The sequence below is a fragment of the Streptomyces sp. x-19 genome (assembly GCF_046549115.1).
GTDB classification, from domain to species: Bacteria; Actinomycetota; Actinomycetes; order Streptomycetales; family Streptomycetaceae; genus Streptomyces; species Streptomyces albulus_C.
This window is the reverse complement of the sequence record NZ_JAJPWK010000011.1, coordinates 177,016-191,285: the sequence shown is the minus strand read 5'-3', so window position 1 is coordinate 191,285 and position 14,270 is coordinate 177,016. Positions and strand designations below refer to the sequence as shown.

The window sequence follows — 14,270 nt, the reverse complement described above, 5'->3', positions numbered from 1 at the left end:
AGTTGCAAAACAACTAGTATCAGTGCAACTAGTTCGTGTGATGACTACGATGACCCGCATGACCGCCCCCGTGAAGAGCTCCCCGCTCGGCCTGACCGTGCTGGTGCTGCTGCACCACCGCCCGCTGCACCCGTACGGCATCCAGCAACTGCTCAAGCAGTGGGGCAAGGAGCAGGTGGTCAACGTCGGACAGCGGGCCGGCCTGTACCGCACCATCGAGCGGCTGCAGAGCGGGGGACTGATCGCCGTCCGGCACACCGAGCGGGACCAGCAGTACCCCGAGCGGACCGTCTACGAGGTCACCGACGCGGGCCGGGCGACCACCCGCGAGTGGCTGGAGCAGATGCTGGCGGTGCCCAAGGCGGAGTTCCCGGTGTTCCCGGCGGCGCTGTCCAGCGCGCTGCTGCTCGCTCCCGACGAGGTGGCGCCGATCCTGGAGCGGCGGCTGGCCCGGATCACCGCCCAGCGCACCGCCCTGGAGCGCCAGACCGCCGACGTCCCGGCCGGCCTCCCGCGCATCACGCTGATCGAGAACGAGTACCTGCTCGCCGTCCTCGGCGCCGAGGAACGATGGCTGCGCGGGGTGGTCGACGACCTGCGCGACGGCAGCCTGACCTGGTCCCGCGAACTCCTCGCGGCGTTCGACGAGACCTCGGGACCGGACGCGGACACCGCCGAACGGAGCTGAGCCCCGACCCGGCGCAGCGGCTGAGCGGACCGCCGGCGTCCCGGGCCGGCGGTCCTCAGAAGGCGGCGGCCACCAGGCGCATGTAGCGCGCCCAGTCCCACAGCGGCCCGGGATCGGTGTGGTCGGCACCGGGCACCTCGTGGTGGCCGATGATGTGCCGGCGGTCGACGGGGATGCGGTAGCGGTGGCAGATCGCGGCGGTCAGGGCCGCGGACCGGGTGTAGAGCGCGTCGGTGAACCAGCGGGGCTCGTCGACCCTCCCCTCGTGCTCCACGCCGATGCTGCGCCAGTTGTACCGGGCGTTCCCGGCGTGCCAGGCCACGTCGTGCTCGCGCACGCACTGCGCGACGTGGCCGTCCTCGGAGCGCACCGTGTAGTGCGCGGAGGCACGGTAACCGGGGCGGCCGAAGAGCATCAGGGTGTCCGGGAAGGTCTCCTGCGTGACGTGCACGATCACCAACTGCACCGGGTGACTGCTCGGCCGGTTGGCGGGGGTGTAGTTGGTGATGTCGGCGGGGACCCACTGCGCTCCGGGATAGCCGGGCGGCTCGCTGCCGGTGTCCGGGGTCGGGGCGCCGGAGTCGGCACAGGCCGTGGTCGCCGCCAGTGCCGCCACCCCGGCCACGAGGCGCCGACGGGTGAACGCCCGCTCGTCGCCGGTCATCGCGGACCGGCCCCACGGGAAACGGAGCGGCACGGACGCATCGCGGGAAGCTCCCTCGGACCTCGACGTCTGACGGGCGGTCCGACGCGTCCGCGCACCTGCGACGCACGCGGAACGCCGGAGCGCCCACCGGCAAATTACCCGCGACCTGTGCTGCGTCCCGACTTCGACACGGCTCACCGTCGGCCGGGGACCGCGGCGCCCGGGGTTGGTGGCCCGCCGACCGCCGGGCCAGTCTCCACGGTCCGCGACGGGGGTGTCAGAGGGGGAGCACCACGCGCATGTCCAGGCCGCCGCCCTCGCGGGGTTGGGCGGTGATGGTGCCGTCGTGGGCGCGGGCCACGGAGCGGACGATGGACAGGCCCAGGCCGACGCCCTTGTCGCTGCCGGTCCGCTCGGTGCGCAGCCGGCGGAACGGCTCGAAGAGGTTCTCCACCTCATACGCCGGCACCACCGGACCCGTATTGGACACCACCAGCACCGCGCACCCCGGGTGCGGCTCGGTGGTCACCTCCACCCAGCCCCCCTCCGGCACGTTGTACCGCACCGCGTTCTGCACCAGATTCAACGCGATCCGCTCCAACAACACCCCGTTGCCCTGCACGAACACCTGCTGACGCACCCCCCGCAGCTCCACCCCCTTGGCCTGCGCCTCCTCCCGTGTCTGATCCACCGCCTGCGACGCCACCTCCGACAGATCCACCGGACGCTTGTCCACGATCTTGTTCTCACTGCGCGCCAGCAGCAGCAACCCCTCCACCAACTGCTCACTGCGCTCATTGGTCGCCAACAACGTCTTCCCCAGCTGCTGCACCTCCGCCGACGCCGCCGGATCGGCCAGCTGCACCTCCAACAACGTCCGATTGATCGCCAACGGCGTCCGCAACTCATGCGACGCGTTCGACACGAACCGCCGCTGCGACTCAAACGCCCGGTCCAACCGGTCCAACATCTCGTCGAAGGTGTCCGCCAACTCCTTCAACTCGTCATCCGGACCCCCCAACTCGATCCGCCGGTGCAGATCCGACCCCGCCACCCGCTGCGCGGTCCGCGTGATCCGCCCCAACGGCGACAACACCCGCCCCGCCATCGCATAACCGAACGCGAACGCCACGATCGTCAAACCCAACAGCAGCCCCATCGACCGGTTGAGGAGCTGCCCCAGCGCCAGGGAGCGCTGGTCCTGGATGCAGGTGCTGATCGCCTTGTTGATCTCGTCGACGGTGCCGGACATCGGGAGGATCGGGCAGTTGACGTTGCTGACCCGAAGGTCGGTGCCGAAGACCCGGAAGTCGGGAGTGCCCTCCTTCAGGGTGTCGGCCGCCAGGAAGGCGATGAGCGCGAGCAGCACCACGCCGGCCATCAGGAACATCCCGCCGTACAACAGCGTGAGCCGGATCCGGATGGTCGGCCGCAACCACGGTGCGGCACGACGGCGCGGTGCGGGCACCGGACGCCGGGAGGGCTTGGGGGAGACGGACGGGGGCGTCGCTGCGGTGGCGTGCGGAGAGGTCGTCACGGCGGTCAGCCCCGCTGTCCCAATGAAGCGACTGCAGGGACGGACAACGGGATGACGAGTGGGCGCACTGCTGGTCCTTTGATTCTTCCTCAGGTGTCCTGAGGCACACGAAAGTTGCCGAGACGTACCCATAGTGCTCAAAGAAGCCGTAAATCGGCAGTAAGGAAGGGGGTCTGCGGACCGGTCGGGGCAGTGCGCCCGACGGCGCCGTACAGACTGATGGACATGAGACGGCTTCAGGCACCGTTCGGCAACTGGGAACCGGCCTCGCTGAGCGAGGCCGTCGCGCTGTTCGTCGGACGGGACGTCCGGTGGTGGGTGGCGGGCGGCATCGCCGTGGAGTTGGCGGTGGGCCGGGTGCTCCGCCCGCACGGGGACCTCGACGTCCTGGTGCTGCGGCGGGACCAGTTGGCGGTGCAGCGGGCGCTGGCCGGTTGGGAGTGGTGGGCGGCCGATCCGCCGGGCAGTCTGCGCCCCTGGTCGCCGGGCGAGCTCCTGCCGTTCGGCGTGCACGACGTCTGGTGTCGGCCCGGCCCCGACCGTCCCTGGCGCGTCCAAGTCATGCTCGACGAGTCCCAGGGAACGGAGTGGGTGTCCCGGCGCGACGCCCGGGTGCGCAGGCCGATCGGCGCGTTGGGCGCGACCTCGGCGGCGGACGTGCCCTTCCTGGCTCCCGAGGTTCAGCTCTACTACAAGGCCAAGTCGCCACGCCCCAAGGACGAAGTGGACTTCGCGGCGGCGCTGCCGGTGCTCGACGGGGCGCAGCGACGGTGGTTGATCGAGGCCCTCACACGAACCTACGGCCGCCGGGCCGACGGACGTGCGTGTGTCCATCCATGGGTCGCGCGCTTGCAGGCGTGAGCGGCCGGCCGGGGACCAGGTGGCGGGGGCGGAGCCGGTCGTCGGGCTGCCTGCGGCCAGGCGAACGCCCCCGCGTCGACCGTCCCGCGCCGTGCCGTTACGCCCCGGACGCGCCGGTGCTGTCGACGCGTCACTTCCGGTTCACCGACGACTGGTGGGCTGTGGCGCGTCGGACCAGATGTCCGCCTCCCCGAACGTTTCAAGGAGACGCTCCATGCACAGACCCTCCCGCCGGCACGTCGTGACCGCCACCGCCCTGGTCGCCGCCACCGCGGCCGCCGTGGCCGTGACCACCGCGGCCGGCGCCTCCGACACCAAGCAGCAGGCCCAGCACGCCATCAAGGGCGGCAAGGCGAAGAACGTCATCCTGCTGATCGGTGACGGCATGGGGGACTCCGAGATCACCCTGGCCCGCGACTACGTGGTCGGCGCCAACGGCCGCCTGAACATGGACCAGTTCCCGCTCACCGGTGCCTACACCACGTACGCGGTCCACGCCGACGGCACCCCGGACTACGTGACCGACTCCGCCGCGAGCGGCTCCGGTTGGGCGACGGGCCGCAAGACCGTCAACGGTCGGATCTCCAAGACCCCGGACACCGACAAGGCCATCCCCACCATCCTCGAACTGGCACAGAAGAACGGCTACGCCACGGGCAGCGTCACCACCGCCGAACTCACCGACGCCACCCCGGCGGTGCTCGCCTCGCACGCCACCGACCGCTCCTGCCAGGGGCCGGGCGACATGGCCAAGTGCCCCACCGACACCCTCGCCAAGGGCGGCCCGGGCTCGATCGCCGAGCAGTCCGTCAACCACAAGGTCGACGTCCTCCTCGGCGGCGGCAAGCAGCGGTTCGACCAGCTGGTCACCGACGGCACCTACAAGGGCCTGACCGTCACCGAACAGGCCCGGAAGCTGGGCTACCAGGTCGTCACCGACAGCGCCGGCCTCAAAGGCGTCAAGGCGGGCAAGCCGGTCCTCGGCCTGTTCGCGCCCGGCAACGTGCCGACCGAGTGGACCGGCAAGCCGGCGGCGCGCGGCGGCACCGACCCGCAGCGGTGCGTGACCGGCAACGCCAACCGCCCGGCGGCCACCCCGACCCTGGCGGACTCGGCCACCAAGGCGATCGAGCTCCTGGAGGCCAAGCAGAAGCACGCCAAGCAGGGCTTCTTCCTCCAGATCGAGGGCGCGTCGATCGACAAGCAGGACCACGCCGCCGACCCCTGCGGCCAGATCGGGGAGACGGCCGCCTTCGACCGTGCTGTGAAGGTGGCCCGCGACTACGCGGCCAAGCACCCCGACACGCTCGTGGTCACCACCGCCGACCACGGCCACACCAGCCAGATCGTGCCGTTGGAGGCCACCCCTCCCGGCCTGTCCTCGACCCTCGTCACCAACGAGGGCCAGCAGCTGAAGGTCAACTACTCGACCAACACCCCGGGTCAGTCGCAGGAGCACACCGGCACCCAGGTGCGGATCGCCGCCCAGGGCCCGCAGGCGTACCGGGTCCTCGGCGTCACGAACCAGACGGACCTGTTCACCACCATCCGGTCGGCGCTCGGCCTGAAGTGACGGTTCGTTAGTCAGCTGCGGGGGAGGCCGGTCACCGGTCTCCCCCGTACGTTTGGATGCCTCCGCACCGGTGGAGAATGCTTCACGTCGGCACGGTCCGTGCCGTCCGCACCGCCCGTTCGCCACCGTCGCGGAGGTCCCCCGTGCGTCGCCTCACCGTGCCCGTCCTGTCCGTCCTGTTGTCCGTCGTCGTGGCGAGCGCACCGGCCGCGGCCGCACCGCAGCGGTCTCCCGCCGCGAACGACCGTCCGGTGATCTTCGTGCACGGCCGCAACGCCGGCCCCGGTGTCTGGGACGACATGATCAGGCGCTTCATCGCGGCCGGCAGGCCGGCGGACCGGCTCTTCGCCTGGGACTACGACACCACGCAGTCCGCCAACGAAACGCTCGCACCGCAGTTCCAGGCGTACGTCGACGAGGTACTGCGACGCACCGGCGCCGCGCAGGTCGACATCGTCGCGCACAGCCTGGGCAGCCTCACCACCCGCTGGTACGTCAGGTTCGGCGCCGGCGCGACCAAGGTCCACCACTGGGTGTCCCTGGCCGGCCCCAACCACGGCACCCAACTCGCCTGGCTCTGCGCCCTGTACGACCAGGGATGCCGCGACATGACACCCGGCTCCTACGTCGTGAAACGGCTCAACGACGGCGGCGAGACACCCGGAACGGTCCGCTACACCACCGTCCGCTCGCCCTGCGACGAACAGATCGTCCCGGTCACCAGCACGGTGCTCACCGGCGCCGACAACGTCGAGGCGCCCTGCCTGAAGCACAACGAGCTGTTGACCGACGAAACGGTCGCGACCGAGGTCCGCAAGGCGTTGGACACCGACTGACGGCACATCGGAACCGGTGCCGCTCAGTCCGCGGTCCGGCCGGGCAGCACCCGTTCCACCGCGTCCCAACTGACGTCCCGGGCGCGTTCGGCGGCCTCCACCCGGCCGCCGCCGCGCACCCCGAACAGCCGCTTGGCGACGAGGAGATAGACCACCACCGCGAGGTTGATGACCAGGGTGAGGACCTTGGTGACGGTCACCCGGGAGGTCAGTTCGTAGACCTCGGGGACCAGCAGGACCGTGGTGGCGACGAAGGTCAGGTACTCCGCCCACCGCTTGGCGAACCACAGCCCCACCGCCTCGACGCCCTCCAACAGCGCGTACGCGGCGATCACCAACCCGATCAGCCACAGTGTCGAGGACCGCACCGCGAACGCCTTCCCCACCTCGCCCAACAGTCCGCGCTCGGAGACCCCGCCGGTCCCGCCGAGGCCGTTCTGCAGCAGGTCCATGAACCGGTAGAACGGTGCCTGGAGACCGGCGCGCTTGTCCACGAAGATCAGGATGCCGGCGGCGAGCGCCCCGAGCACCAGGAAGTGCAGGAGCCGGTCGAGCGCGATCAGCCGCAGCACGTAGCGGTCGCGCAGCGGCTTGCCGCGCAACGGCAGGACGATCTCGTGCCGCTCGGGCGGATGCGGCCGGTCCGGCTGAGCCGGCGGGTCCACCGGGACCCAGGCGTCGCACCGCAGGCAGCGGTGCCACCGCAGGCCGTCGGGGTCCTCACGGGCCAACAGCGCATCGGCCGGCCGCACCCGCCGCGCCGTCACTCCTTCGAGACGGTGACCGTGCAGGGCGCAGCCCAACAACTCGTAGCGCAACCGCCGCCGATCGCCGTCCGTACCGGGCACCGGGGCCGGCGCCGCGCGCTCCTCCTCCGCCATGCGTTCCTCCGTCGCGACCGGTCGGGGACCTGCGGACCCGCGCGGCGAGTACCGCGAGGGGCGTCCGGGGCCCAGTCTCGGGCACGAGCGGCGGCGATTCCGGGAATGCCGTGGCGGCGGCGCGTACCCAGGGGCGTGGAGCGGTCGCGCGGCGGTGGGGCGCGGTCGTTCAGGTGTCCCACGCGAGGTGGTACTCGACGGCCCGCCGGGTCGTCGGTGCGAATCCGAGAGAGACGAGGGCCGCCTCGAAGACGTCGTCGCCGGGCGCCACGCACGTCTCGACCGCCCGGATGCCGGCGGACTCCGCCGTGACCCGCCGTACCGCCAACGACACCAGTGCCGCCAGCGCAGCGGCCGTGCCCTCCTCCTGCCGATCGTGCACCAGCACCGCGCGGTCGCCGACCACCTCCACATCGCACCAGGCACCGCCCATGCCGACCCGGAAGGACGCACCTTCCGCAGCCGGCAGCGCAGCGCCCCGGGCAGTCGGCGCGGCGGGCATCCCCTCGGTCACCTCGTGCCGCCACCACCGGTGGACCTCGTCGCCGGCGACCGCCCCCAACTCCTCCAGGGCGGCGGCGGCTCCGAGTGGCATCTCGCCGGTGTCCTCGACCCACCGGAGGCTCCGGCCACCGGTCTCCCGCACCACCTGCGCCGCGGCCTCCAGCAACGGCACCCGGGTGTCCACGGCCCCCTCCACGATGCCCACGAACCGGAGAGCGGGGTCGTCCGCCCCCAGGTCCAGCAGTACGACCGCGCCGATGCCCGCACCCTCCTCGCGTGCCACCACCACGGCGAAGGTCCGCGCATCGGACCAGTACTCAGGGACCGCCTCGCGCTCTCGATGAACCCGCACAGAAACCGACATGTCGCGATTATTTCACGCCCAAGGGCATGGTGGGGAACGGGTGTTCAGCGACAGACGCCGCGCCGCGACGGGGGCGTGGTGCGCGGGCGTCAGGCGGTCCCGGACGTCCTCAGTGGACGGTGATCGTGAGCGGGCGCGAGGTCGTGCGCGTCCGGGGGTGCTTGTCCTGCGGCGAGCGGCCCTCCAGCAGGACCGCGCGCAAGGACAGGTGGCCGTGGTGGTTGGCGCGGACGGTGGTGTTGAGCGCGCCGCCGGTGTGCCGCGCCGGCTTGGAGCACGCCGCGGTGCGCCAGGGGGCGGCTGTGCTCCACCGCTGCTGCACGCAGACCTTGTTGAAGGAGGAGTTGTCGTCGCTCGCCCTGACCTTGGTGTGGACGGCGCCGCCCAGGCCGACCGAGCGGGGGCCGGCGGTGAAGGAGAGCGAGGACTTCGCCGAGGCCGGTGCGGCGGTGACCCCCAGTGCGGTCACTGCGACGGCGCCGATGAGGGCGGAGTGGACGGTGCGGCGGTGGTGACGGGTCATCCTCTTCTCCTCCGTGGTCTGTCCGGACGGTGGGGCCGTGCGGCCCCGGACGTGGCGGGCCGACGGTCGCCGCATCACGCGACTACCCCGCTGATCACATCACCTTACGTCTGCTTTGCGATGCCGATGGCATCTTTTGGGTAATTCTTGAACGAGAGGGTGTACTGCGTGAAGTTGGCTCGTATATCGACCGTTGTTGCCGCTGCCGCGATGGCCCCGGCCGATTCAGCGCCGCGCGGGCCGTCGCCGCACCACCCGTGGGGCGACGGCCCCGCACACCGCGGGCCGCGGCCTGCGGACGGTCAGTCGGCCAACGCGGTCAATCCGGCGGGCAACGCACCGGTGTGCAGCACGCCCAACCGCTGCGTCGCGCGCGTGAGGGCGACGTACAGGTCACTGCTGCCGAACTCCGCCGGCTCCGCCACCAGCACGGTGTCGAACTCCAACCCCTTGGCCTGGCGCGGGCCCAGGACCACCACCGGCCGGGTCAGATCGGGGGCGGCGCCGACGGCGGCCCCCGGGAGGGCGGCCGCCAGGGCGGCGCAGCGCTCGCGCGGGGCGATGACCGCGAGCCGGCCCCGGCCGTCGCGCACCGTCTCGCGCGCCACCGCCTCCGCGACCGCCCGCGGCAGGTCGTCGGTGTGCTCGGCCCACGGACGGACACCGGTGGAACGGATCGACCTCGGCGGCACGAACGACGGGTCGGCGGCCCGGGGGACCTCCGCCGCCACCGTCATGATCTCGGTCGGCGTGCGGTAGTTGAGGCCGAGCCGGACGTGTTCCCACCGGTCCTCGACGTACGGCGCGAGCGCCGCCTCCCAGGCACCGCAGCCACCCGGCTCCGAGGTCTGCGCGGGATCGCCCACCAGCGTCATCGAGCGCGTCGGGCAGCGGCGCATCAGCAGCCGCCACAGCATCGGGGAGAGCTCCTGCGCCTCGTCGACGATGACGTGGCCGAAGGCCCAGGTGCGGTCGGCCGCGGCGCGTTCGGCGGCGCTGCGGTGGTCGGCCTCCTCCTGGCGCTCGGCGAGCCGGTCCGCGTCGATCAGGTCGTGCGCGGCCAGCACCTCCGACTCCTCGTCGTCCCGGTCCTCGAACTCCTGCGTGCGCGAACCGTAGGACAGGTCCAACACGCCCTGCGCGTAGGCGACGAGTTCCTGGCGTTCGGCCTCGGCGGCGGCCCGGGCGGCCGAGTCGTCCTCGCCGAGCAGTTCGGCCGCCTCGTCCAGCAGCGCGACGTCCGCCGGCGTCCAGGCACCGCCGCTGCGACGGATCGCCGCCGCGTCGGCCTCGGGGAGGTGGACCGGTTCGGTGAGGTAGTCGGCGACGAGCTCCTGCGCGGTGAGCCTGGGCCACAACTCCTCGATGGCGCCGTGCACGTCGTGGCTGGTGGCGATGGCCTTGCCGAGTTGGGCGACGTCGTCCGGGCCGAGGAGGTTGGGGCCTCCGTACGGGTCGGCGCCCAGGCGTTCCGTGAGTTGCGCGGTGAGCGCGTCGATCACGTGGAAAGCGAAGTGCGGACGGGCGAGGTTGTGCGGCAGCTTGGTGTCCCGGGCCCGCCGGCGGGCCTCGGCCACGAGCGCGGCGTCCAGGTGCAGTTCACCGTCCTCGTGGGCGATGACGACGACGGGGTCGGGCAGCGTCTGCTGGTCGGACACGAAGCGCGCGAGGGCCTCGGCCATCCTCACGTCGCCCTTGACCGCGGCCGCGCGGGGCGTGTCGGTGCCGGTCGCGGTCACCCCCGGGAACAGCTCGCCGGGCGTCGCCAGCAGCACACCGGTCTCGCCGAGCGACGGCAGGACCTGTCCGATGTAGCTGAGGAACGCCGGGTTGGGGCCGACGATCAGCACCGCGCGGCGGGCGAGCTGTTCGCGGTGCGCGTACAGCAGGTACGCGGCCCGGTGCAGGGCCACGACCGTCTTGCCGGTGCCCGGGCCGCCCTCCACGACGAGCACGCCGTGGTGCGGGGCGCGGATGATGCGGTCCTGGTCGGCCTGGATGGTCTGCACGATGTCGTGCATCCGGCCGGTGCGCGCCGCGTCCAGCGACGCCAGCAGGATGGCGTCCGCGTCCGCCTCTTCGTGGCCGGTGCGTTCGCGGTCGGTGAGGTCCAGGATCTCGTCGTGCAGAGCGGTGACCCGGCGGCCCTCCGTGGTGAGGTGGCGCCGGCGCCGCAGGCCCATCGGGGTGTGCCCGGTGGCGAGGTAGAACGGCCGGGCGACATCGGCCCGCCAGTCGATGACCAGGGGAGTGTGCTCGGCGTCGTCACGTCGGATGCCGATCCGGCCGATGTGGTGGTCGCGGCCGTCCCGGAACGCCAGTCGGCCGAAGCACAGCCCGTGTTCCCCGGCGTCGAAACCGGCCAGCAGCTCGGCCTGTTCGGCGACCAGCACGTCCCGCTCCAGCCGTGCCTGGAACGTTCCGGAGGGCTGCGGGAGGGCTTGTTCCATGGCCGTCCGAGCCCCGGATCGCAGGGCGTCGAGGCGTTCGTGGAGCAGGTCCACGAATTCCTGCTCCTTACGCAATTCCTCGTTTGACAATTCGACTCCGCTCGAATAGACTGTGCAGTAACAAGTTTATTTGGGTTGCTTTTTCGCGATATGCAAACGTTCAATATACGCGGAGAAATGACCCGGTTGTCAAACCCCGATCGCAGGTAATGCGTCGGGGTTTTTTGTTTTCCCGATGGTCGATGGTCGATGGCCGGTTTCGGAGCGGAGGGCGGTCCGCGGGGCGACCACGGATCAGTTCGCGAGCCCCCGCGCGGCCGCGTGACTGAGCGGGCGGTCGCCGCTGGGCCGGGACCACCACAGGGCCTCACCCCGGGTCAGGCCCGGCAGCCGGTGTTCGGCGGACCGCACCCGACTGGCCGGAATCGTGCCCTTGACCAGCCACGACGTCAGCCCGCCCGCGGTCTCCTCGATGTCCGCTCCCAGCGCGGCGAGGCACGAGGCGACCGCCGGCAGCGCGTCGAGCGGGACGTCCACGTCGAAGACGTGACAGGGCTCGTAGACCCGGGTGCCGGCGCGTTCCAGGGCGCGGCCGAGGACCACCGGGGTCAGGCCCCGGAAGTCGCCGGCCGTGCTCACGGGGCTGGCGAAGCCCGAGCGGATGAGGGTGACGGTGCAGTCGGTGACCGCCCAGCCGTGGGGGCCGGAGCGGAGGGCGTCGTGCACGGTCTCCTCGATCGCGGTGTGAAAGGCGTGCGGAAGGGCACCCAGTTCGGTCTCGTACCGGAAGACGACCCCGGCGTCGCGGGGCGCGGGCTCGACGCGCAGCCCGACGGTGGCCACGAAGCCGCTGGGGCCGGCCGCCTGCCGCCCCATCTCCTCGGACGCCTCACCGACGCCCGCGGGGCGTTCCAGGCAGACCGTCCGGCTGGGCTCGAAGACCGCTTCGATCCCGAAGTCGTGGGCCAGCGTCGCGGCGAGGATCTCCTTCTGGATCTCGCCGTAGAGGAGCACCGACGTGGCGCCGAAGGGCCCGGGGCAGGCGTGGAGAAGCGGATCCTGCTCGGCGAGGCGTTGCAGCGCCGCGTGCAGGCGGCCCGCCGCGCCGGGCGCCCGGTGCCGCGGGCGGACCAGCGTGCGCAGGGTCGGGGCGGGGAAACGGGGCGGGCGCGGACCGTCGTCCCGGCCGGCGGGGTCGGTGAGCCGGTCCCCGACCCGGACCTCCGCCAGGCCGCTGACCTGCCCGATGCCGCCGGCCGTCAACTGCCGGGCGCCGTCGTGCCCGGCTCGTCCGACGACCTGTAGGGCGGTGATCTGGCCGGGGTGCGCCTGGGGCGCGCCGTCCGGGCCGTGCCGGTGCAGGGTCACCCGTTGCCGGGCCGTCAGCGTGCCGGAGAACAGGCGCACGTAGGCGGTCTTCTTCCCGGCCGTCCCGCGCTCGACGGCGAACACGGTGCCGCGGGGCGGCGTCGCACCGGACGGGCCCGCACTCCCATCGGCGGACGGCCGTCGCAGCAGGCCGGTGAGCCCGTCGACGAGCGCCCCGACGCCCTGACCGCTGCGCGCCGAGCCGAAGAAGACGGGATGCACCCGGCCCTGCCGGGTCTGTTCGGCGAACGCCGTGCGCAGTTCGGCCGGGTCCGGGAACGGGCCGTCCACGACGCGGGCGAGCACCGTCGCGTCGACCTCGGCGAGGGTTTCGGCGACACGGGTGCGGAACTCCGCCTCGTCGTCGAGGACGTGGGGGAGCGCCCGGGCCGACGGCGTGCCGAGGTCCCGCACCGCCGTCATGGCGAGCGGGTGCGGGACGAGCTTGTGCCGCACGTCGCGGAGGAGCGCCTCCGCGCGGGCGCCCGAGCGATCGATCTTGTTGACGAAGAGCAGCACCGGGAGCCCCACCTCCCGCAACGTCCGCATCAGGACGCGGGTGTGGGCCTGGACCCCCTCGACCGCGGAGAGCACCAGCACGGCGCCGTCCAGGACGCCGAGGACGCGCTCCACCTCGGCGACGAAGTCGGAGTGCCCCGGGGTGTCGATCAGGTTGACCTGGGTGCCGCCGGTCGTGAAGGAGGTCACCGCCGAGCGCACGGTGATGCCGCGCTGCCGCTCGATGACGCCGGTGTCGGTCTGGGTGTCACCGGCGTCGACGCTGCCGAGCCGGTCGATGGTGCCGGTGTCGAACAGCAGTCGCTCGGTCAGGCTGGTCTTACCCGCGTCGACGTGCGCGAGGATGCCGATGTTCAGGGTGTGCTGGATCTGCATGGATGCCGTGGTCCTCGAAATTCACCGTCCGGAAAGGGCGCTGGGGGTTTTCGAGGACTCGGCGCATGGGGGGCTCCTGCTCTGCTGACGGGCGGTCGGCGCCCACCTTGCTGGCCCGGGCGCGGCATCCGCAACCGATTTATCCCGTGCGGTGGGGGCCGGAAGACGTATGTCCTCCGGCCCCCACCGGTCGTCGGGCCGCGCCCCGTCGGGCGGGCGGTCAGTGTTGGCGGTTGCGCCCCAAGGTGAAGCGGTAGAGGACCAGGACGATGAGGGAGCCGACGATGGCGGCGATCCACGTGGACAGGTGGAAGAAGCCGTTGATCGAGTGCACTCCGAAGATGACCTTGCCGAGCCAGCCACCCAACAGGCCGCCGACGATGCCGATCAGCATGGTGATCAAGCAGCCGCCGGGGTCCTTGCCAGGCATCAGGGCCTTCGCGATGGCACCGGCGATCAGCCCGATCAAAGCCCAGGCGATGATTCCCATGTCCGCACCCTCTCCTCAAGACCGGTCAATGCGTAAAGACTGGTTCCCCCTTTCGGGGCCGTCACGCGGGCCTAGTTCAAACGGGTGATGTCTGTGGGTGCGCGCCGCACGGCGATGCGCCCCGCGGGAGGGGAGCGCCGGTGTGCGGACGGCGGTCGGCGCCGGTTGATCGGTCGAGTTGATCAACCTAGGCTTATCACCATGACTCGCAGCTCGGACGTCGACGACCTGGCCGGTGTGCTCTACGGAAGCATCGGCCTGCTGGCCCGGCGGCTCCGGCAGGTCCAGGCGCCCGGTGCGCTCTCGTTGCCCGAGCGCGCGGCGCTGGCACGACTGGACCGGGGCGGCCCGGCGACGGCGGCCGAACTCGCCCGGGCCGAGCAGATCACGTCCCAGGCGATGGGGACCACGTTGGGCGTGCTGGAGGCGCGCGGCCTCGTCGACCGTCGTCGCGACCCGCACGACGGCCGACGCATCATCATGTCGTTGACCGACACCGGCGTCGAGGTGCTGCGGCACAAGCGCGACGCCCGGGCCCAGCAGTTGGCGACGGCCCTGGGCGAGCGCTTCACGGACGCGGAGCTGGCGACGTTGCAGGCGGCGGCCCCGTTGATCGAGCGGCTGGGCGACAGCTTCTGACGCCGGCCGCGTCGAC

General features: G+C 71.9%; 13 protein-coding genes. 5 read left to right on the top strand and 8 right to left on the bottom strand.

Annotation, left to right across the window (positions count from 1 at the left end):
• Positions 1 to 58: 58 nt before the first annotated feature.
• Positions 59 to 688, top strand: a complete 630-nt coding sequence (locus tag ACLJT4_RS24535) for a PadR family transcriptional regulator (RefSeq protein WP_411125214.1) — start codon at positions 59 to 61, stop codon at positions 686 to 688.
• Positions 689 to 743: 55 nt separating this feature from the next.
• Here the strand turns inward: ACLJT4_RS24535 and ACLJT4_RS24530 are convergent, their stop codons facing one another.
• Together ACLJT4_RS24530 and ACLJT4_RS24525 are read right to left on the bottom strand one after the other, a co-directional pair.
• Positions 744 to 1,352 carry an N-acetylmuramoyl-L-alanine amidase gene (locus tag ACLJT4_RS24530; RefSeq protein ID WP_411125314.1) on the bottom strand — a complete coding sequence of 203 codons (609 nt, stop codon included), beginning with the start codon at positions 1,350 to 1,352 and terminating at the stop codon, positions 744 to 746.
• A 259-nt stretch (positions 1,353 to 1,611) separates the two neighbouring features.
• A complete protein-coding gene (locus ACLJT4_RS24525; protein WP_411125212.1) occupies positions 1,612 to 2,871 on the bottom strand; it encodes a sensor histidine kinase in 1,260 nt (419 codons plus the stop codon).
• Between the two features lie 225 nt (positions 2,872 to 3,096).
• Between ACLJT4_RS24525 and ACLJT4_RS24520 the strand changes: the two genes are divergently transcribed.
• From ACLJT4_RS24520 to ACLJT4_RS24510, 3 genes are all read left to right on the top strand, one after another.
• Complete coding sequence (locus tag ACLJT4_RS24520) at positions 3,097 to 3,732, top strand: nucleotidyltransferase domain-containing protein (protein WP_411125210.1); 636 nt, start codon at positions 3,097 to 3,099, stop codon at positions 3,730 to 3,732.
• 214 nt (positions 3,733 to 3,946) lie between these two features.
• Complete coding sequence (locus tag ACLJT4_RS24515; RefSeq protein WP_411125208.1) at positions 3,947 to 5,305, top strand: alkaline phosphatase; 1,359 nt, start codon at positions 3,947 to 3,949, stop codon at positions 5,303 to 5,305.
• A 143-nt stretch (positions 5,306 to 5,448) separates the two neighbouring features.
• Complete coding sequence (locus ACLJT4_RS24510; RefSeq protein ID WP_411125206.1) at positions 5,449 to 6,141, top strand: esterase/lipase family protein; 693 nt, start codon at positions 5,449 to 5,451, stop codon at positions 6,139 to 6,141.
• A 23-nt stretch (positions 6,142 to 6,164) separates the two neighbouring features.
• Here ACLJT4_RS24510 and ACLJT4_RS24505 read toward each other — a convergent pair whose 3' ends face one another.
• The 6 genes from ACLJT4_RS24505 to ACLJT4_RS24480 all read right to left on the bottom strand — a co-directional run bounded on the left by ACLJT4_RS24505 (position 6,165) and on the right by ACLJT4_RS24480 (position 13,615).
• Entirely contained in the window at positions 6,165 to 7,022 is an 858-nt protein-coding gene (locus ACLJT4_RS24505; RefSeq protein ID WP_411125204.1) for a DUF2127 domain-containing protein, read from the bottom strand.
• 169 nt (positions 7,023 to 7,191) lie between these two features.
• Positions 7,192 to 7,890, bottom strand: coding sequence for a hypothetical protein (locus ACLJT4_RS24500; RefSeq protein WP_411125202.1), 699 nt, complete (start codon positions 7,888 to 7,890; stop codon positions 7,192 to 7,194).
• A gap of 109 nt (positions 7,891 to 7,999) precedes the next feature.
• Positions 8,000 to 8,413 carry a hypothetical protein gene (locus ACLJT4_RS24495; protein WP_411125200.1) on the bottom strand — a complete coding sequence of 138 codons (414 nt, stop codon included), beginning with the start codon at positions 8,411 to 8,413 and terminating at the stop codon, positions 8,000 to 8,002.
• 302 nt (positions 8,414 to 8,715) lie between these two features.
• A complete protein-coding gene (locus ACLJT4_RS24490; protein WP_411125312.1) occupies positions 8,716 to 10,938 on the bottom strand; it encodes a HelD family protein in 2,223 nt (740 codons plus the stop codon).
• Positions 10,939 to 11,157: 219 nt separating this feature from the next.
• Entirely contained in the window at positions 11,158 to 13,125 is a 1,968-nt protein-coding gene (locus ACLJT4_RS24485) for a GTP-binding protein (protein WP_411125198.1), read from the bottom strand.
• Between the two features lie 220 nt (positions 13,126 to 13,345).
• Entirely contained in the window at positions 13,346 to 13,615 is a 270-nt protein-coding gene (locus ACLJT4_RS24480; RefSeq protein ID WP_411125196.1) for a GlsB/YeaQ/YmgE family stress response membrane protein, read from the bottom strand.
• Positions 13,616 to 13,816: 201 nt separating this feature from the next.
• Between ACLJT4_RS24480 and ACLJT4_RS24475 the strand changes: the two genes are divergently transcribed.
• Positions 13,817 to 14,254 carry a MarR family winged helix-turn-helix transcriptional regulator gene (locus tag ACLJT4_RS24475; protein ID WP_411125194.1) on the top strand — a complete coding sequence of 146 codons (438 nt, stop codon included), beginning with the start codon at positions 13,817 to 13,819 and terminating at the stop codon, positions 14,252 to 14,254.
• Positions 14,255 to 14,270: the final 16 nt, after the last annotated feature.

Excerpts from the sequence above, each read along its gene's own strand:
- ACLJT4_RS24535 (WP_411125214.1), top strand. The coding sequence starts at position 59 with ATGACCGCCCCCGTGAAGAGCTCCCCGCTCGGCCTGACCGTGCTGGTG.
- ACLJT4_RS24530 (WP_411125314.1), bottom strand. The coding sequence starts at position 1,352 with ATGACCGGCGACGAGCGGGCGTTCACCCGTCGGCGCCTCGTGGCCGGG.
- ACLJT4_RS24520 (WP_411125210.1), top strand. The coding sequence starts at position 3,097 with ATGAGACGGCTTCAGGCACCGTTCGGCAACTGGGAACCGGCCTCGCTG.
- ACLJT4_RS24515 (WP_411125208.1), top strand. The coding sequence starts at position 3,947 with ATGCACAGACCCTCCCGCCGGCACGTCGTGACCGCCACCGCCCTGGTC.
- ACLJT4_RS24505 (WP_411125204.1), bottom strand. The coding sequence starts at position 7,022 with ATGGCGGAGGAGGAGCGCGCGGCGCCGGCCCCGGTGCCCGGTACGGAC.
- ACLJT4_RS24500 (WP_411125202.1), bottom strand. The coding sequence starts at position 7,890 with ATGTCGGTTTCTGTGCGGGTTCATCGAGAGCGCGAGGCGGTCCCTGAG.
- ACLJT4_RS24495 (WP_411125200.1), bottom strand. The coding sequence starts at position 8,413 with ATGACCCGTCACCACCGCCGCACCGTCCACTCCGCCCTCATCGGCGCC.
- ACLJT4_RS24485 (WP_411125198.1), bottom strand. The coding sequence starts at position 13,125 with ATGCAGATCCAGCACACCCTGAACATCGGCATCCTCGCGCACGTCGAC.
- ACLJT4_RS24480 (WP_411125196.1), bottom strand. The coding sequence starts at position 13,615 with ATGGGAATCATCGCCTGGGCTTTGATCGGGCTGATCGCCGGTGCCATC.
- ACLJT4_RS24475 (WP_411125194.1), top strand. The coding sequence starts at position 13,817 with ATGACTCGCAGCTCGGACGTCGACGACCTGGCCGGTGTGCTCTACGGA.